This window comes from [Actinomadura] parvosata subsp. kistnae (genome assembly GCF_900323885.1).
GTDB classification, from domain to species: Bacteria; Actinomycetota; Actinomycetes; order Streptosporangiales; family Streptosporangiaceae; genus Nonomuraea; species Nonomuraea composti.
In genome coordinates this window covers 504,020-521,064 of record NZ_OOHJ01000018.1, presented here as the reverse complement: position 1 = coordinate 521,064, position 17,045 = coordinate 504,020, and the positions used below count along the sequence as shown (strand labels likewise).

The 17,045-nt window shown below is 73.2% G+C and carries 16 protein-coding genes; 11 read left to right on the top strand and 5 right to left on the bottom strand.

Annotated features, from left to right (window positions below; translation table 11 throughout):
• Positions 1–4 precede the first annotated feature (4 nt).
• From KIS93_RS22475 to KIS93_RS22460, 4 genes are read left to right on the top strand one after another with little or no spacing between them, the layout of a single operon-like run.
• Entirely contained in the window at positions 5–1,021 is a 1,017-nt protein-coding gene (locus KIS93_RS22475; RefSeq protein ID WP_080045799.1) for an ABC transporter permease, read from the top strand.
• The gene (locus KIS93_RS22470; protein WP_080045800.1) at positions 1,018–1,866 is read left to right on the top strand and encodes an ABC transporter permease; all 849 of its coding nucleotides are present in this window, start codon (positions 1,018–1,020) and stop codon (positions 1,864–1,866) included. The genes KIS93_RS22475 and KIS93_RS22470 overlap by 4 nt, the downstream gene beginning before the upstream one ends.
• Positions 1,866–2,597, top strand: a complete 732-nt coding sequence (locus KIS93_RS22465) for an ATP-binding cassette domain-containing protein (protein ID WP_080045801.1) — start codon at positions 1,866–1,868, stop codon at positions 2,595–2,597. Before KIS93_RS22470 ends, KIS93_RS22465 begins: the two co-directional genes overlap by 1 nt.
• A 2-nt stretch (positions 2,598–2,599) precedes the next feature.
• Entirely contained in the window at positions 2,600–3,466 is an 867-nt protein-coding gene (locus tag KIS93_RS22460; RefSeq protein ID WP_230466625.1) for an ABC transporter ATP-binding protein, read from the top strand.
• Here the strand turns inward: KIS93_RS22460 and KIS93_RS22455 are convergent.
• On the bottom strand, positions 3,436–3,915 hold the full coding sequence (locus KIS93_RS22455; RefSeq protein ID WP_080045803.1) for a MarR family winged helix-turn-helix transcriptional regulator: 480 nt from the start codon (positions 3,913–3,915) through the stop codon (positions 3,436–3,438). The genes KIS93_RS22460 and KIS93_RS22455 overlap by 31 nt on opposite strands.
• Before the next feature lie 73 nt (positions 3,916–3,988).
• Between KIS93_RS22455 and KIS93_RS22450 the strand changes: the two genes are divergently transcribed.
• Complete coding sequence (locus KIS93_RS22450) at positions 3,989–5,383, top strand: MFS transporter (protein WP_080045804.1); 1,395 nt, start codon at positions 3,989–3,991, stop codon at positions 5,381–5,383.
• Positions 5,384–5,399: 16 nt separating this feature from the next.
• Here the strand turns inward: KIS93_RS22450 and KIS93_RS22445 are convergent, their stop codons facing one another.
• Both KIS93_RS22445 and KIS93_RS22440 read right to left on the bottom strand, forming a co-directional pair.
• Positions 5,400–5,756, bottom strand: coding sequence for a DUF742 domain-containing protein (locus KIS93_RS22445; protein WP_043630385.1), 357 nt, complete (start codon positions 5,754–5,756; stop codon positions 5,400–5,402).
• Complete coding sequence (locus KIS93_RS22440) at positions 5,749–7,650, bottom strand: sensor histidine kinase (protein ID WP_230465857.1); 1,902 nt, start codon at positions 7,648–7,650, stop codon at positions 5,749–5,751. Before KIS93_RS22440 ends, KIS93_RS22445 begins: the two co-directional genes overlap by 8 nt.
• Positions 7,651–7,824: 174 nt before the next feature.
• Between KIS93_RS22440 and KIS93_RS22435 the strand changes: the two genes are divergently transcribed.
• Positions 7,825–9,384 carry an ABC transporter substrate-binding protein gene (locus KIS93_RS22435; RefSeq protein WP_080045806.1) on the top strand — a complete coding sequence of 520 codons (1,560 nt, stop codon included), beginning with the start codon at positions 7,825–7,827 and terminating at the stop codon, positions 9,382–9,384.
• On the opposite strand, the gene KIS93_RS22430 is transcribed toward KIS93_RS22435, so the two are convergent.
• Positions 9,360–9,545, bottom strand: a complete 186-nt coding sequence (locus tag KIS93_RS22430; RefSeq protein WP_080045807.1) for a hypothetical protein — start codon at positions 9,543–9,545, stop codon at positions 9,360–9,362. The genes KIS93_RS22435 and KIS93_RS22430 overlap by 25 nt on opposite strands.
• 18 nt (positions 9,546–9,563) lie before the next feature.
• On the opposite strand from KIS93_RS22430, the gene KIS93_RS22425 reads away from it, so the two are divergent.
• The gene (locus tag KIS93_RS22425) at positions 9,564–10,193 is read left to right on the top strand and encodes a hypothetical protein (RefSeq protein ID WP_080045808.1); all 630 of its coding nucleotides are present in this window, start codon (positions 9,564–9,566) and stop codon (positions 10,191–10,193) included.
• Here the strand turns inward: KIS93_RS22425 and KIS93_RS22420 are convergent.
• On the bottom strand, positions 10,159–11,286 hold the full coding sequence (locus KIS93_RS22420; RefSeq protein ID WP_222107593.1) for an MFS transporter: 1,128 nt from the start codon (positions 11,284–11,286) through the stop codon (positions 10,159–10,161). The two genes, KIS93_RS22425 and KIS93_RS22420, sit on opposite strands and share 35 nt — an antisense overlap.
• A gap of 73 nt (positions 11,287–11,359) precedes the next feature.
• Here KIS93_RS22420 and KIS93_RS22415 point away from each other — a divergent pair, with 73 nt between their 5' ends.
• The 4 genes from KIS93_RS22415 to KIS93_RS22400 all read left to right on the top strand — a co-directional run bounded on the left by KIS93_RS22415 (position 11,360) and on the right by KIS93_RS22400 (position 16,243).
• On the top strand, positions 11,360–13,996 hold the full coding sequence (locus tag KIS93_RS22415; RefSeq protein WP_080045809.1) for an ATP-binding protein: 2,637 nt from the start codon (positions 11,360–11,362) through the stop codon (positions 13,994–13,996).
• Positions 13,997–14,003: 7 nt separating this feature from the next.
• Complete coding sequence (locus KIS93_RS22410; protein WP_080045810.1) at positions 14,004–14,975, top strand: inositol-3-phosphate synthase; 972 nt, start codon at positions 14,004–14,006, stop codon at positions 14,973–14,975.
• Positions 14,976–15,117: 142 nt separating this feature from the next.
• On the top strand, positions 15,118–15,918 hold the full coding sequence (locus tag KIS93_RS22405; protein ID WP_080045811.1) for an exodeoxyribonuclease III: 801 nt from the start codon (positions 15,118–15,120) through the stop codon (positions 15,916–15,918).
• A gap of 181 nt (positions 15,919–16,099) precedes the next feature.
• A complete protein-coding gene (locus KIS93_RS22400) occupies positions 16,100–16,243 on the top strand; it encodes a hypothetical protein (protein WP_186404389.1) in 144 nt (47 codons plus the stop codon).
• Positions 16,244–17,045: the final 802 nt, after the last annotated feature.

Below are 17,045 nucleotides of genomic sequence, written 5' to 3'. Positions count from 1 at the left end.
CGCCATGCTCGCCTATCTGGCCCGCCGGCTCGGCCAGGCCCTCCTGGTCGTGGCCGGCGTGGTCGTGCTCACGTTCGCGGTGATGCGGCTGGTGCCGGGCGACCCGGCGGTCGCGTTCGCCGGGCCGAAGGCCACGCCCGAGCAGCTGGCCGAGGCCCGCGCCCGGTTCGGCCTGGACGACCCGCTGCCCGTGCAGCTCCTCACCTACGCCCGCGACCTGGTCACCGGCGACTGGGGGACGAGCCTGCGCACCAGGCAGCCGGTGCGCGACGACCTCTACCTGGCCTTCCCCGCCTCGCTGGAGCTGGTGGGGGCGGCGCTGCTCGTCGCGATCGCGCTGGGCGTCCCGCTCGGGGTGCTCGCCGCCCGCCACAAGATGCGGCTGCCCGACTTCGGGGTACGGCTCGGCAGCATGCTGGCCGTCTCGGTGCCGGTCTTCTGGCTGGCCCTGGCGCTGCAGACGGTGTTCGCCAGCAACCTGGGCTGGTTCCCGATCGCCGGCGAGTACGACACCTCGCTCGACACCACCAGCCCGCTCACGCTCTGGACGAACATCACCGTCGTCGACGCCCTCATCACCGGCAACTGGCCCATCTTCACCAGCACCCTGGAGCACCTGGTGCTGCCCGCCCTCGTCGTGGCCGCCTACCCCACGGGGGTGATCGCCCAGATGACCAGGGCCGCGCTCATCGAGGAGTCGGGGCAGGACCACGCGAGGCTGGAGCGGGCACTCGGGTTCGGGGAGACCTCGATCCTGACCAGGTTCGCGTTACGGCCGGCGCTGAGCCCGGTGCTGTCGCTGATCGCGCTCGTCTTCGCGTACGCGATCGTCAACGGCTTCCTCGTCGAGGCCGTCTTCAACTGGCCGGGCCTGGGCCGCTACGCCGCCGAGTCCATCCGCTCGCTGGACACCCCGGCCATCGCGGGCGTCACCCTGCTGGTCGCCCTGGTGTACGTGCTGGCCAACCTGGTCGTGGACGTGCTCCAGGGCTTCGTGGATCCCCGTACGAGGTCGCGATGACGGATGTGCAACCGCTGCGCCGCAGCCTGCCGCGGATCCCGGACCGGTTCGCCGCGTTCGGGGCGGTGCTGCTGGCGGTCGTCGTGCTGGCCGCGCTGCTCGCGCCGTGGCTGGCGCCGTACCCGCTGGACGAGCCGCGCCCGCTGGAGCGGCTGCTGCCGCCGAGCGGCGCCCACTGGTTCGGCACCGACCAGGTGGGCCGGGACGTGCTCACCCGCATCCTGTACGGCGGGCGCACCTCGCTGACCATCGCCGTGGCGGTGCTGGGCGTCTCGGCGGCGGTCGGGGTGACGCTGGGCGTGGTCGCCGGGTACGCGGGCGGCTGGGTCAGGGACGTGATCATGCGGGTCACGGACGTGTTCCTGGCCTTCCCCGCGCTGCTGCTCTCGCTGGCGCTGGCCGTCGTGCTGCAGCCGAGCGTGAACACCGTGATCCTGGCCATCGCGGTGACCTGGTGGCCGTGGTACACGCGGCTGGCCGCTTCCGTGGCCGCCTCGATCGCCACCCGCCCGTACGTGGACGCGGCCCGCTGCCTCGGCGTGCCCGCCCCGCTGATCATCGTGCGGCACGTGCTGCCGAACTCGCTCACGCCCGTCCTGGTGCAGCTCTCGCTGGACGCGGGCGGGGTGATCCTGACCTCGGCGGCGCTGTCGTACCTGGGGCTGGGCGCGCAGGAGCCGACGGCGGAGTGGGGGCTGATGGTGCAGCAGGGGCAGACGCTGTTCACCACGAACTGGTGGGTGGTGACGTTCCCGGGGCTGGCGATCCTGGTGACGGCGTTCGCGTTCAACGTGCTGGGTGAGGGGCTGCGCAACGCGCTCGACCCGCGGAGGGCGGTCAAGTGATGATCTCGGTGCGCGACCTCCAGGTGCGCTACGCCGGGCGGCTGGTCGCCGACGTGCCCGAGCTGGACGTCGGCGCGGGGGAGTGCGTGGCGATCGTGGGGGAGAGCGGGTCGGGCAAGTCCACGACGCTGCTCTCGCTCCTCGGCCTCACCGAGAACGCCGAGATCTCGGGACGGGTGCGCGTGTGCGGCGTGGACGTGCTCACCGCCTCCCCGAAGGCCCTGCGCGAGATCCGCGGCGCCCGCGCCGCCCTGGTCATGCAGTCGCCGCAGGCGGCGCTCAGCCCCGCCACCCGCCTCGGCACCCTCATGCGCCGCGCGCTCAAGCTGCACGGCCGGCAGGGCAACGACGTGGACGCCGCCCTGGAGGCGGTCGTGCTCGACCGCGAGATCCTGCGCCGCTACCCGCACGAGGTCTCCGGCGGGCAGGCCCAGCGCTTCGCGATCGCGCTGGCCATCGCCCTGGGCGCGGAGGTGATCCTGGCCGACGAGCCCACCAGCGCGCTCGACGTGACCGTCCAGGCCGAGGTGGTGGGCGTGCTGCGGCGGCTGCGGGCCGAGCGGGACCTCGCGCTCCTGCTGGTCTCCCACGACCTGGCCCTGGTCTCGACGATCGCCGACCGGGTGCTGGTCATGAAGGACGGCGCGGTGGTCGAGTCGGGCCCGGCCGCCGAGGTGCTGGCCGAGCCCGCGCACCCGTACACCCGAGAGCTGCTGGAGGCGCTTCCGTGACGATGCTGAGGGCCGAGAGGGTGACGCTCGGGTACGGCCGCCGCCCCGTCGTGCACGAGGTGAGCCTGGACATCACCGAGGGCGGCGTGGGCCTGATCGGGGAGAGCGGGTCGGGCAAGACGACGCTGGCGCGCGCGTTCCTGGGCCTCCTGAGCCCCATGTCCGGAGATATCTGGTACGGGGATCGCCCGCTGCGGAAAGCGGACCTGAGGGCGTTCAGGAGGGACGTGCAGCCCGTCTTCCAGGCCGAGGCCCTCGACCCCCGGATGCGCGTCGGCCGCTCCGTCGCCGAGGCGCTGCCGCGCGCCGCCCGGTCCCGCGTCGGCGAGCTGCTCGAACAGGTCGGCCTCGACCCCGCGCTCGCCGACCGCCGCCCCCACCAGCTCTCCGGCGGCCAGCGCCAGCGCGTGGTGATCGCCCGCGCCCTGGCCGTCGGGCCCCGGCTGCTCATCCTCGACGAGCCCACCAGCGCGCTCGACGTCACCGTCCAGGCCAGGATCCTCGACCTGCTGGCGGCGCTGGACACCGAGCGGCTGCTCATCACGCACAACCTGGCCGTGGTCGAGCGGCTCTGCCGCACCTCGCACGTGCTCTTCGCGGGCCGCGTGGTCGAGTCGGGCCCCACGGCCGAGCTGCTGGCGAGCCCGGCGCACCCGTACACGAGGGCGCTGCGCGACGCCGTGCCGAAGCTCGGCGGCCCGCCGCCGCAGGCCAGGGGCAGGACCGAGGCGGTGCCGGCCGCGACCGGCTGCCCGTTCAGGCTGCGCTGCCCGCTGGCCGTGCCGCAGTGCGAGCAGGCGCCGGCCCTGCGGGACGTGGACGGCCGCCGGGTGGCCTGTCACCGGGCGGAGGACGTCCTGTCGAGCTGAGGCTTCAGATGGACGTACATGTCGTCGGCGAGCTTGTCCATCAGCCGCGCCAGCTCCGCCTGGTCCGACTCTGACCAGTCCTTCAGCGCGCCCTCGAACCAGTCGGAGGTGACCCGGCGGCACGCGGTGGCGGCCTCGGCGCCGTCCTCGGTGAGCGCGATGCGCCAGGCCCGCCCGTCGTCGGGGTCGCGGACGCGTTCGAGCAGCCCGCGCCGCTCCAGTGCGGCCACGTGCCGGGTCACGTGCGGGCTCTCCACCTGGAGAGCCTCGGCGATCATGCCGATCCGGCGCGGCTCGCCCGCGTCCAGCAGGGTGACCAGGATCTGAACGTCGGGCCGGTCGAGCCGGATGCCCGCGGCCTCGGTCAGCCGTTCGTGGGTCTTGGCGCGGTTGAACATGGTCGCGAGCCGGCGATAGGCGTTCACCGTGCGGTGCAGATTCTCGTCCATCCGCTTGCTTACCTAACTTACGTATGTATTATCGGTTCTCGGTTACTTACCCAAGTTATCTAAAGGAGCCGACATGGCGACAGTCGTCGTCCCCGAGTCGCGCGAGACCACCCGCCTGAACCCCTGGCCAGGGGTGATCTCCCTGGCCTTCGCGGCCTCCATCGCCGCCTTGCAGAACACCGCGGTCGTGCCGCTGCTTCCCGTGCTCCAGCGGGAGCTGAACACCTCGCTCACCGCCGTGAGCTGGACACTCACCTTGAGCCTGCTGGTCGGCGCGGTCTCCACCCCGCTGCTGTCCCGCTTCGGCGACATGTACGGCCGGCGCCGCATGATCCTCGGCGCCCTGGCCCTCCTGGTGATCGGCTCCGTGATGGCCGCCCTGGCGACCTCGCTGACCTGGCTGATCGTGGCAAGAGTGCTCCAGGGCTTCGTGGCCGCGCTGGTGCCCCTGTCGATCGGCGTGGTCCGCGACGCGCTGCCCCGGCAGCAGCTCGCGACCGGCATCGGCGTGCTGAGCGCCACGATGGGGTTCGGCAGCGGCGGCGGGATGATCCTGGCCGGGCTCGCCTCCGGCGACTTCCACCTGGTCTTCTGGATCACCGGCGGCATCTCGCTGGTGGCCGGGATCGTGGTGGCCTTCCTCGTGCGTGACGCCGCCCCGCCCGTCAAGGGCCGCCCCGACCTGCTCGGCGCCGCGCTGCTGACCGCCTGGCTGGTTGCGCTGCTGCTGGCCGTCAGCGAGGGCGGCTCCTGGGGCTGGACCTCCCCGGGCGTGCTCGGGCTGCTCGCCGCCGCGGCCGTGCTGGCCGCCGTCTGGGTGCTCGTCGAGCGCAGGGTGGCCGAGCCGCTGGTGCAGATGGCGATGCTGGTGCACCGGGGCACGGTCGGGGCGACGGTGTCCTCGCTGCTGCTCGGGTTCTCGTTCTTCACCCTGCTGACCGGCATGTCCGGCTTCGCCCAGGTGCCCGCGGCGGCGGGCGGCTTCGGCGCCACCACCCTCCAGGTCGGCATCTACCTGCTGCCCAGCACCTTCTTCATGCTGGTGATCTCGCTGTTCGCGGGACGGATCATGCGCCGGCTCCCGGCCTCCGCCATGGTCGCGACCGGCTCGGGCATCACCGCGCTGGCCGGGCTCTGGCTGGTGATCGAGCACACGGCCCCGGTGCACCTGTACGTGGCGTCCTCGCTGATGGGGATGGGCCTCGGCGTCGGCTACGCGGCGCTCGGCACCATGGCCGTGGAGCACGTCGCCGCCGACAGGACGGCCGTGGCGGCCGGGGTGAACGCGCTGGTCAGGATCGTGGGCGGCAGCGTCGCGGGCGCCGCGATCGCCGCCGTGCTGGCCGCGGGCGGCGGCTACCCCTGGGTCTTCGGGGCAGCCGCCGTGGCGGGCGTCGTGGCCGCGCTGTTCGCGGCCGGGTACGGCTATCTCAACCGCGGGCTGGTCACGGCGCCTTCAGGCCACTGACTCAACCGCGGGCTGGTCACAGCGCCTTCAGGCCACTGATCACTTCGAGCAGCACCTTGGCGTCCGGGGCCGGCGGCGGCAGCTCGACCTGCACGAGCTGCTGGGCGTGCAGGTCGCCGACCAGCACCCGGACCACGCCGATCGGCAGGTTCAGCTCGGCCGCCACGTCCACGAGGCGCGTGGGCTGCGTGCACTTCTGCAGGATGATGAGGTGCTCCGGGTCGAGGCCACGGGGCGGCGTCAGGCCGCCGGCGGTGATGATCACCGCGATGAGGTCGATGGCCTCGCTCGCGGGCACCGTCCGGCCCCTGGTCAGCAGGTAGGCGGGGACGATCGGACCGGCGTCCTCGTCCAGCCAGCGCTCTTCAGTCACTTCGCACCACCCGCATGGGGCGAGCGGCGGGCTCCTTCTGCACGGCCTTCGTCGGGGCGTCGGGCTCCGGCTCTGCCACGTGCTCTTCCGGGATCAACACGATCGCGGTGGTCCCTCCATATGGTGAACCGCGCAACGTCACGCGGATGTCATGCCTGGCGGCCAGGCGGGAGACGACGAAGAGGCCGAGCCGGTCACTGTCGGCCAGGTCGAACTCCGGCGGGCTGGCCAGCCGCTCGTTGTACTCGGCCAGCTCTTCTGGTTCCATCCCGAAACCCCGGTCCTCGACCTCGAAGGCGAAGCCCCGGGCCGCCCCTTCGCCGCGCACGATGACCGGCGTGTGCGCGGGCGAGTAGACGGTGGCGTTCTCGATCAGCTCGGCGATGAGGTGGATCACGTCGCCGACGACGGCGCCGGCCAGGCGCTGGCCGGACATCGGCTCGACGACCACCCGCTGGTAGTCCTCCACCTCGGCGGCGGCGCCGCGGGCCACGTCGAGCAGCGGCACCGGCCGGCTCCATCCGCGCCCCGGCGTGGCGCCCGACAGGATGATCAGGCCCTCCGCGTGGCGGCGCATGCGCGTCGTCAGGTGGTCCAGCTTGAACAGGTCGTCGAGCTGCTCGGGATCGGTGGCCCGGTGCTGCATGTCCGCGAGCTGGATGCGCTGGCGGTGCAGCAGCGTCTGGCTGCGCCGCGCCAGGTTGCGGAAGACATGCCCGACCCCCTCGCTGAGCTGCGCCTGCCCGACCGCGGCCTCCACCGCCGTCTGCTGCACGGTGGAGAACGCCTTCCCCACGTCGTCGATCTCGACCGTGGTGCTGGCCACCGACAGCTCGGGCATCTCGACCTTCTCGCCCTTGCGCAGCTTGGCCACCACGTGCGGCAGCCGCTCCTGCGAGACCTCCAGCGCCGCCAGCCGCAGCGCGCCGAGCTCCTTCGACAGGCGGGTGCCCATCCGCAGCGAGAACGCGATCGACACGATCACCAGCGCGAGCGCCGTGCCCGCCAGCAGGAACGCCCGCGACAGCACCTCGTCGGCCACCGGCTCCGCACGCTCGTTCAGCAGCGTGCTGGCCCGCATCTGGGCCTCGTTGAACGCCTTGGCCAGCCCCTCGGTGGTGCTCAGCCAGCCCATCGGCGTGCCGCCCGCGATGATCTGGTCCTCCATCATCCGCATCCGCTGGTAGGCGGGGGAGCTGATGAGGGCGACCTGCGGGTCGCGCAGCGCCGGGTCGAGCTCGGCCAGGCCCTGGTCGATGAGGAAGCGCCGGTTGCCGGCGAGCTGGGTGAACAGCCTGCGCTCCGCCGCGCTGACCGTGCCGAGGCCGAGGGCCTGCTCCCTGCTCAGCAGCTCCCGCGCGTAGCCCATGTCGATGACCACGCGCGACTGCTCGTAGATCGGGATGTCGTCGATCAGCGCGACCTTGCGGTGCAGGCTGTACAGGGTGTCGATGACCGAGTTGTACGCCTCCACGCTGTGCAGACGGTCCGACAGACCCGCGTCGATCTCCCCACGGACCGAGTCGAGCCTGTCGAGTTGCGTGTACACCGCGTCCACCTGTGTGCGGATCTCTTCCGATCTGTCCTTCGACTTGCTGGAAAGCTGGGCGAACGAGTCCCGGGCGGCGTCGGTCTTGGTGCGCTGCGCGGCCACGGCGGACTCGTCCGCCACGTTACGCAGGAGCTGAGCCGAGATGAGACGTTCGCGCTGGATCTCGCTGATCAGTTTGTACGCGGGAAGACGGAGGTTCGTCCAGACTGTCTTGTATTCGCGTAGCTCCAACCCCTCGCCGGCAGTGACGGCGGTGATGACCCCCCACAACACCACCATGGAGGTCAGTGGCACCAGTAGTAGTCCGATGATCTTCATGCGGATCGTTCGGCTACGACCCATGGCACCTCACTCCGGTCGGTCCCAAGCTGGCAACCCCGGACGGGACAAGCCCCGAGAATAGCAATTCGATCACCAGAATGCCCAATTTTTCGGGACTTTTGGACACGTGTCACGTCTCGGCTTGATCTTGGAGTAGGTTTCCCGGGAATCACATCCGCCACAGAGGGAGCCGCGTTGGGCCGTCGACTCGTAGCGGCCGTCGCGCTGCTCGCGCTCGCCGCCTGCTCGACGCCCCCCGAGCCGCAACGCGCACCGGCGGGCGAGTCGCCCTTCGTCTACGTCAAGAACACCGACATCGTCACCGAGTGGGACCCCAGCCGCTCCTACTCCAACGAGATCATCGCCTTCCAGAACGTCTACGAGACGCTCACGCTCTGGAACCCCGTCACCAAGAAGTCCGCCCCCCGCCTGGCCACGTCCTGGCGCTCCTCCGCCGACGGCCGCACCTGGACCTTCACCCTGCGCTCCGGCGTCACCTTCCACACCGGCCGGCCCCTGGACGCAGAAGCGGTCAAAGCCTCCATCGAGCGCACCATGAAGGCCGGCGCCGGCGCCTCCTACATCTGGGACGCCGTCTCCTCCATCAGGGTCGAAGGGCCGCTCACCGTCACGTTCGCGCTGAAGTACCCCGTGCCGCTCGACCTCGTCGCCTCCGCCGGGTACGCCGCCTACATCTACGACACCAAGGCCGCCCCCGACCTGAACGCGTTCTTCCGCCAGGGCCGGGACGCCGGCTCAGGCCCGTACACCGTGACCAAGTGGAACAAGGGCAAGGAGGACGAGCTCACGCTCTCCGCCTACGACGGCTACTGGGGCGGCTGGCGGCGGCCCCACTACAACACGATCAAGTACAAGGCCGTGCCCGACACCGAGCGCGCGTACCGGATGCTGCAGGACGGCGAGGCCAGCTTCGTCGACCGGCTCGACCCGAAGCTGTTCGCCCGCGCCTCGGCCGCGCCCGGGCTGCGCACCTCCGACCGGCCCTCGTTCACCACCGCGATGATGCTCTTCAACACCGCCGCCGGCCCCATGAAGGACATCCGGGTGCGCAAGGCCGTCCAGAAGGCCATCGACTACCGCGGCCTGATCAAGGCGCTCAAGGGCTCCGTGATGCCCGCCAGCGGCATCGTCCCGGAAGGGCTGCTCGGCCACGTGCCGGGCCGCGAGCCGAAGCAGGACCTCGCCGCCGCCACCCGGCTGCTCCAGCAGGCCGGCTACGGCCCCGGCGGCCGGCCGCTGCGGCTGCGCCTGACCTACGGCGAGGGCGAGGCCGACGAGCAGGTGCTCGTCCGGCGGCTGCGCGCCACCCTGCGCACGCTCAACGTCACCCTCGAAGCGCGCGGCATGCACTGGAACGAGCAGTGGGAGCTGGGCAAGAAACGCGGCCAGGACATCTTCGTCATGTACTGGTGGCCCGACTACGCCGACGGCTACTCCTACTTCGGCCAGGTCTTCCACAGCGCGAACCCGCCCGTCATGAACCTGTCGTACCTCAACGACCGCACCCTCGACGCGCTGCTCGGCACGCTGCCCGAGCTGACCGTGACCGACAAGCCGGCCGCGCAGCGCGGCTACGAGCAGGCCACCAGGCGCGTGCTCGACCTGCGGGCCGCCGCCGCGCTGCCCTGGGTGGTCAAGGCGCGGCGGGCCTACCTCGGCGGCATCCAGGGCTACGACGACAACCCCGCCTACCCCGACGTCGTCTTCGTCTACGACCTGCGGCCCTCGGGCTGAGCGTCGCCGGCCTCCCGGGCGCTCTCCACCCGCTCCCGCAGCCGGGTCCTGATCTCCTCCGGCGTGTACGCGCGGCGCCGCCGCTCGGCCCGCGCGATCACCACCCCCGTGGCCGCCACACCCATGATCCCGGCCAATCCCAGCATCTTCCACCAGCGCATGTTGCCTAGGCTAGCCCTGTGCTGACTCTCGACGAGGCCGTCAAGGTGACGAGAACGGGCGATCTGTGGATCTTCCGCGGGCGTTCCGTGCCCGACCGTGCCATCCAGACGATGACCAACAGCCCGGTCAACCACGTGGGCATGGCCATCGTGATCGAGGACCTGCCGCCCATGATGTGGCACGCCGAGCTGGGCAAATCCCTGCTCGACCTTTGGTCGGGCACCCACCAGCGGGGCGTGCAGCTCCACGACCTGCGCGACGCCGTCAAGGTGTGGGCCGACCGCTACGACCAGCGGGCCTGGCTGCGCCAGCTCGACCCCGAGGCCACCCCCGAGATGGAGGACGCCGCCCTGCGCACCGTGGCCAGGCTCGACGGCACCCCGTTCCCCTCCACCGCCCGCCTGGCCGCCCGCTGGGCGAAGGGGCGCGTCCCGCGCCGGAGCCGCAAGGAGGCGACCCTCGAGAGCGCCTACTGCGCCGAGGTGGTGGCCGTCACCTACGAGGCGATGGGGCTGCTGCCGGGCGGGCGCCGGCCCAACTGGTACGACCCCGGCCGGTTCTGGAGCGGCGACGACCTGGAGCTGCTCCTGGGGCGGCGGCTCGGCAACGAGATCACCGTGGGAGTGGAGCGCACACGGCGGCCTTGACTCTGGCTTCGGCCCTGGTCAGCGGCAGCATCACCGCGACGATCAGGGCCACCAGCGCGAACCCCGCCGCGTACCCGGTGTGCCCCAGCACCAGCCCGAACCCCATCGCCCCCACGCCCATCCCGGCGTCGTAGGCCAGGTTCCACAGGGCGCTCACCCGCGCGGCCCCGCCGCGCTCGAACATCAGCGCCAGCGTCGCGTTCTGCAGCACCCCGAACCCGGCCCCGAACAGCGCCATCCCCGCCACCACCACGACCGGGCTGCCCGCCCAGACCTGCAACGCGACACCGGCGGCGCAGGCCAGCACGCCGGGCGCCAGCAGCCCGGCCGAGCCGCGCCGGTCGCCGTGCCGGCCCGCCCACCAGCGGGCCGCCGGCGTGGCCAGGGACTGGACGAGCAGCGCGCCCGAGGCCAGCTCCGGGGTGCCCGCCAGCGGCAGGAACGTCACCAGGACGCCGGTCGCGGTCGTCACCGCCGCGAAGATCAGCGCCAGCCCCGCCAGGCCGCCGCTCGCCGTGGACCCCGTCGGGGTCTTTCTCGCGGCGGGCCTCATGGCAGGCAGCCCGAGCACGGCAGGCAACCCCGCCAGCGGCACGAGCCCCGCCACCGCGAACACCGGCCCGAACCCCAGCGCGTGACTCGCCCACAACCCCAGCGGCAGCCCCAGCACCGACGGGATCCCGACCGCCACCCCGTACAGCCCCAGCCCCTCGCCGCGCCGCTCCGCCGGCACCAGCTCCGCCGTCAGCGCCGTGCCCGCCACCACCAGGACGCCCAGCCCCGCCCCGCGCAGCACGCTGACCGCCAGCACCCAGCCCAGCGCCGCCGACAGCGGCAGCAGCAGCGCCGGCAGGCCGAGCAGCGCCAGCCCGAGCCCCATCACCGCCCGGTAGCCGAGCCGGGACAGCAGCCACGGCACCGCCAGCTCCGCCGCGACCGTGGCCAGCATCATGGCGCCGGTCACCGACCCGGCGCCGAGCCCGCCACCGCCGCCGGTCGCGGCGTACAGAGGGGCGGAGGAGAACAGCAGGTAGAAGCCCAGCAGGCCGGCCGTCGACGCGGCCATCATCAGGTTCATCTCGCGCGTCATCATGCCTACGACGGTCGCGGAAACCGCCTCAGGACACATCGGGCATGATGCGTAGCCGCCTCTTCATAATGGGGGCGTGTTCGTAGGACGTGCGGCCGAACTGGCCCGGCTGGCGGCGGCGCGGGAGCGCACGCCCGGCCTCGTGCTGGTCGTCGGCGAGGCCGGCATCGGCAAGTCGCGGCTCGTCGGCGAGTTCGTCTCTGGGCTCGACGCGTTCGTGGCCGAAGGCGGGGCCGACCCCGGGTGCGTCGCGTACGCGCCGTTCGTACCGGTGCTGCGCGGCCTCGTCCGCCAGTACGGCGCCGGTCTCGTGCCCGGCGGCGGGCACCGGGGGCTGGCCCGGCTGCTGCCCGAGCTGGGCGAGGTCGAGGAGCTGCCCGGCCTGGGGCGGGCCCGGCTGTTCGAGGAGGTGCTGCTCCTCGTCGAGCGGTCGGCCGAGCGGCGGCCCCTCGTCCTCGTGCTGGAGGACCTGCACTGGGCGGACCAGGCGAGCATCGACCTGCTGGTGTTCCTGGCACGCAACCTCATGGCGCCCGGGGTGCTGGTGGTCGCGACGTCGCGGGAGGCGCTGCGGGTGCCGGGCGCCGAAGTGATCAGGGTGCCGCCGCTCGGGCGCGACGACGTGGCCCGCATGCTCGGCCGCGATGCGAACGGCGAGTCGTCGGAGCTGGACATCGACCTGATCGCGGCGCGCAGCGAGGGCAACCCGCTCTTCGCCGAAGCCCTCGCCGACGCCGGCGCCGCCACGCCGGCCTCTCCGGCCAGGCGCGCCTCACCCCCCACGCCCGCCTCGCTGCGGGAGCTGCTGCTGGCCGGGGCCGAGCGGCTGCCGCCGGAAGGGCTCGACGTGCTGCGGATCGCCGCCGTGGCCGGGCGCACGACACCGCACGACGTGCTGCGGGCCGTGGCCGGGCTCGACGACCTGGCACTGGACGAGGCGCTGCGGCCGGTCGTACGCGCCCGGCTGCTGCTCGTGGACGGCGACGGCTACACCTTCCGCCACGCGCTCATCCGCGACGCCGTCTACGACGACCTGCTGCCGGGGGAGCGGCGCCGGCTGCACGCCCGCTGCGCCGAGGCCCACCCCGAGCTGGCCGCCGACCACTGGTACGCGGCGGGGGAGCGGCGGCGCGCGTTCGAGGCCGCGTGGGCGGCGCGCCGCTGGGAACGGGTGCTGGAGCTGTGGGACCAGGCGGAGGACGGCGCCGACCACGTCCACGTCCTGGAGCTGGCCGCCCGCGACGCCCTGTGCGAGGGCGACGCGGAACGCGCGGAAGCCCTGGCCACCCGCGCCCTGGAGGAGGTGTCCACCCCGCCCGGTGGCTCCGGCGTCCTGGCACACGGCTCCGGCGACCCGGCCCGTGGCTCCGGCGGTCTCGGAGGACCCTCGTACCGGGACCCGGTGCGGGCGGCGCGGCTGCTGGAGCTGCGGGTCGCGATCCGCGACCTGCTCGGCGAGGAGGGCCTGGACGACCTGCGCGCGGCCGTCCGGCTGGCGCCGCGCGAGTCCAGGCTGATCGGCGCCCTGGCCACCGTGCTCGCCTGGAACGGCCAGGACGCCGAGGCCCGTACCCACGCCGAGGAGGCGCTCGCCCTCGGCGACGCCAGGTCACTGACCACCCTGGCCGCCCTCACCGCGCTGGACGGCGACCTTGAGGCCGCGTCGCGCCTGTACGCGCGGGCCAGGGCGGCCGCGCCGGACGACGACAGCCTGCTCGTGACGTACGCCAGCGAGGCCGACGTCCTGGAGGCGGCGGGAGAGCACGCCAGGGCGGAGTCCGTGGCCCGCGAGGGCATCGCCAGGGCCCGCCGCCTGGGCCTGGCCCGGTCGAGGGGCGGCCACCTGGCGGCGAACCTGGCCGAGCCGCTCGCCTCCATGGGCCGCTGGGCGGAGGCCCGCGAGGTGATGCGGGCCGCGCTCGCGCTCGACCCGCCGCCCATCCACCGGGCCTGGATTCTCATGGTGCTGGGCACGATCGCCGTCTGGGAGGGCGCGCTCGACGAGGCCGAGGAGATCGTCGGCAAGGTGCGGCCGCTCATGCGCGGGCGCTCGCGCGGCTACGACTCCTGCCTCGAACCCGACCTGCTCGAATGCCGGCTCGCCCTGGCCCGGCGCGACCCAGGGCGGGCGGGCCGCGTGGTGGACCACGTGCTGGCCGAGCACGACCTGACGCTGAGCCGCCGCTACGCCTGGCCGCTGCTGGCGCTGGCGGCGGGGCTCGGACGGGTCCGCGAGGCGCCGGCGGGCGTCGCGACGACGGGACGGGTGCAGCAGGCGCACCGGGCCACGTTCGAGGCGGAGTGCGGGGGGTCCTGGGCCGAGGCCGTGGCGTGCTGGCGGGCGGTCGGGCAGCCGTACGCGCTGGGTCAGGCGCTGGTGCGGGCGGCCGAGCAGGACCCGGCGCACGCCCGCGAGCGGCTGCGCGAAGCGGTCGCGATCGCCGGCCACCTCGGCTCCGAGCCGCTGCGGCGCGCGGCCGGGGCGGCGGCGGCCACGCTGCGGGTGTCCCTCGGCGACGAGCTCGTCCTGTCGGCCAGGGAGCGGGAGGTGCTCGGGCTGGTCGCGGAGGGGCTGAGCAACCGGCAGATCGCCGAGCGGCTGTTCATCTCCGCCAGGACGTCCGGCGTGCACGTGTCGAACATCATGGCCAAGCTGGGCGCGGGCTCCCGGGTGGAGGCCGTCGCGGTGGCCCGGCGTACGGGCCTGATCTAATCCGGGCATGAGTTTTGTCAACGTGGCCGTGATCGGGGTCGGGAACTGCGTGTCCTCGCTGGTGCAGGGCGTCGAGCACTACCGGGACGGCGACGCCCCCGGCCTGCCGAACCCCGTCTGCGCCGGATACGCCGTCTCCCAGGTGCGTTTCACCGCCGCCTTCGACGTCGGCCGGGCCAAGCTCGGCCAGGACCTGTCGCAGGCCATCTGGACCGCCCCGAACAACGCCCGCAGGTTCGCGGACGTGCCGTACCTCGGTGTGCCCGTCACCGAGGGCATCCTGGCCGACGGCGTCGGCCCCGGCTCGTCCGAGCTGATCGACCCGAGCGGCGGCGCCACGCCCGCCGCGGTCGCCGCCCACCTGCGCGAGACGGGCAGCCACGTCGTCCTCAACTTCCTGCCGACCGGCGCCCAGCGGGCCGCCGAGCTGTACGCGCAGGCCGCGATCGAGGCCGGGTGCGCGTTCGTGAACTGCATGCCGGCCGTCCTCGCCCGCTCGCCCGAGTGGCGCGCCCGTTTCGCCGCCGCCGGCCTGCCGTTGATCGGGGACGACCTCAAGAGCTCGTTCGGCGCCACCCTCGTGCACCGCGCGCTGGTCGACGCCCTGACCCGCAGCGGCGTCCACCTCACCGGCGGGCACCAGCTCCTCGGCGGCGGCAACATGGACTTCGTCAACCTGGAGGACCCGGCGCGCATGCGCGGCAAGAAGGCCACGAAGGCGGCGGGCGCCGGGGCGTCCGTGCACGTCGGCGCCCAGTACGTCCCCTTCATGGACGACCGCAAGGTCGCCTACATCCGGCTGGACGGCGAGGGCTTCGGCGGGTCCCCGCTGGAGCTGGAGCTGCGCCTGGTCGTCGAGGACTCACCCAGCGCCGCCGGCAACGCCCTCGACGCCGCCCGCCACGCCAAGGCCGCGCTGGACCGGGGGGTGGGCGGGCTCCTGGAGGAGGTGTCGAGCACGCTGATGAAGGCCGCCTGACCCGCGTATGGAGGGCTGAGGCGGCCGTCTGCCCTGCGCGCCCGGCCCGCCGATGAAGGCGGCCCGGCCTGAGCAGGACCGCCATGCCCAGGCCGGGCGCCGGTTGCGCCTCTCATGGGTGCCGGGGTGGCAGGCTTGAGGGATGCGCCTGGCAACCTGGAACGTGAACTCCGTCAAGGCGCGGCTCCCCCGCCTGCTCGAATGGCTGGCCGAGACCGCGCCCGACATCGTGTGCCTACAGGAGACCAAATGCGCCGCGGAGGCGTTCCCGGTGGCGGAGGTGAGCGAACTCGGCTACACCGCCGCCGCCCACGGGGACGGCCGCTGGAACGGCGTCGCCCTGCTGTCCAGGGTCGGCCTGGCGGACGTGACGCTGAGCTTCCCCGGCGAGCCCGGCTTCGGCGAGCTCGACGGGGTCGGCGCCGCCCGCCCCGAGGCCCGCGCCATCGGCGCCACCTGCGCCGGGATGCGGGTCTGGTCCCTGTACGCGCCCAACGGCCGCACGCTCGACTCGCCCCACTTCGTCTACAAGCTCGACTGGTTCGCCGCGCTGCGCGACGCCCTGGCCGCCGAGGTCGCCGCCGGGCTGCCCGTGGTGGCCTGCGGCGACTACAACGTGGCCCCGACCGACGCCGACGTCTGGGACGCCTCCCTGTTCGCCGGCGCCACCCACGTCACCCCCGCCGAACGCCAGGCCCTCGCCGCCCTGCGCGACCTCGGCCTGCACGACGTGGTGCCGACCCCGATGAAGGGGCCGCACCCGTTCACGTACTGGGACTACCGGGCCGGCATGTTCCACCAGAACAAGGGGATGCGCATCGACCTCGTGTACGCCAGCGGCGACGTCGCCGGGCGGGTGCGCTCGGCGTACGTGGACCGGGAGGCCCGCAAGGGGAAGGGGCCGTCCGATCACGCGCCGATCGTGGTTGACCTGGAGGCATAAATATGGTCACAAATCGCTGTCGCGCGAGTATTCTGTGTTCTCACAGTTTCGGGGGCGGTAAGCAACTCCAAGGACCACAGGGGGGATACCCGTGGAACCTGCAGATGGCCGCGTCATCTTATTCATCCTGATCGGACTCGCCGTGTTCGCCCTGGGACGCCGGTTCCAGACCATGATCATTATGCGTCAGGTGTGGAAGCAGAGCGCCAGGCAGGTCACGGCCCGGAGGACCGTCGCCCACAACGCCGCGAAATCGATGATCGGCATCACCCTGGTCGCCATCTTCGTGATCTGGCTCGTCCTCAACCTCAACCGCGCCATGTAAGCGGGGGCGCGGGGTCACGCGTGGATCGCGCCGGCGCTGTGCGGCGCCCGCTCGCGCCGCACAGCACCTCGCCACGCGTCACCGCACGGCATTCGACCACGCCCCACAGCGCTTCGCCACGCGGCCCTCGATCCCGCCGCACAGCGCCTCGCCGCGAGGCCCTTGATCCCGCCCACAGCGCCTCGCCGCGCGGCCCTTGACCACGCCGCACAGCGCCTCACCGCGCACCTGACACACCGGCGCCTCGCCCACATGCCGCATCCCACCTGCGCCTCGCTTCTCCGCCTTGCCCGCTTCGGTACCGCACCCCACTTACGCCGCTTCGGCGCAGGCGCCTCGCCTACACACGGGCGCCCCCTTGTGCCCCGCTTCCCCGCCTGCTTCCCGCCCCCCACCAGCTTGCGCTGCGCCGGTCGGCTCATGTCGCCCCACGTGCTCGCGCCGTGTCTCGCCCACCTGTGCCGCTTGCTCGCGCTGCGCCCACTTCGTCGCCCCGCTCGCTTTCCCGGCCCCGCTCCCTTCGGCACCGCGCCCCGCCTGACCCCGCTTCGGCACGGGCGCCCCGCCTGCGCACCGGCGCCCCCGGCCTGCGCACCGGCGCCCCCTCCTGCGCGCCGACCCCCGCCTGTGCGCCGCGCTCCGCCTGCGTCCACTTCCACACGCGCGTGCGAACCGCTTCGCACTGCACCGAACCCGTAGCGCGGGGGCACCCCGCCCCCGTCCGCGCGCCCCTCGTCCGCGCGCCCCTCGTCCGTCCGCCACCGCTTGTGCGCCGCCCGCTTGCGCGCCCCGCCCTTCTTCC

What these genes read in the sequence shown, in the direction of transcription:
- KIS93_RS22475 (WP_080045799.1), top strand. Translation starts at nt 5, where the DNA reads ATGCTCGCCTATCTGGCCCGCCGGCTCGGCCAGGCCCTCCTGGTCGTG.
- KIS93_RS22450 (WP_080045804.1), top strand. Translation starts at nt 3,989, where the DNA reads ATGGCGACAGTCGTCGTCCCCGAGTCGCGCGAGACCACCCGCCTGAAC.
- KIS93_RS22405 (WP_080045811.1), top strand. Translation starts at nt 15,118, where the DNA reads ATGCGCCTGGCAACCTGGAACGTGAACTCCGTCAAGGCGCGGCTCCCC.
- KIS93_RS22410 (WP_080045810.1), top strand. Translation starts at nt 14,004, where the DNA reads ATGAGTTTTGTCAACGTGGCCGTGATCGGGGTCGGGAACTGCGTGTCC.
- KIS93_RS22455 (WP_080045803.1), bottom strand. Translation starts at nt 3,915, where the DNA reads ATGGACGAGAATCTGCACCGCACGGTGAACGCCTATCGCCGGCTCGCG.
- KIS93_RS22470 (WP_080045800.1), top strand. Translation starts at nt 1,018, where the DNA reads ATGACGGATGTGCAACCGCTGCGCCGCAGCCTGCCGCGGATCCCGGAC.
- KIS93_RS22460 (WP_230466625.1), top strand. Translation starts at nt 2,600, where the DNA reads ATGCTGAGGGCCGAGAGGGTGACGCTCGGGTACGGCCGCCGCCCCGTC.
- KIS93_RS22440 (WP_230465857.1), bottom strand. Translation starts at nt 7,650, where the DNA reads ATGGGTCGTAGCCGAACGATCCGCATGAAGATCATCGGACTACTACTG.
- KIS93_RS22400 (WP_186404389.1), top strand. Translation starts at nt 16,100, where the DNA reads ATGCGTCAGGTGTGGAAGCAGAGCGCCAGGCAGGTCACGGCCCGGAGG.
- KIS93_RS22465 (WP_080045801.1), top strand. Translation starts at nt 1,866, where the DNA reads ATGATCTCGGTGCGCGACCTCCAGGTGCGCTACGCCGGGCGGCTGGTC.
- KIS93_RS22420 (WP_222107593.1), bottom strand. Translation starts at nt 11,286, where the DNA reads ATGATGACGCGCGAGATGAACCTGATGATGGCCGCGTCGACGGCCGGC.
- KIS93_RS22430 (WP_080045807.1), bottom strand. Translation starts at nt 9,545, where the DNA reads ATGCGCTGGTGGAAGATGCTGGGATTGGCCGGGATCATGGGTGTGGCG.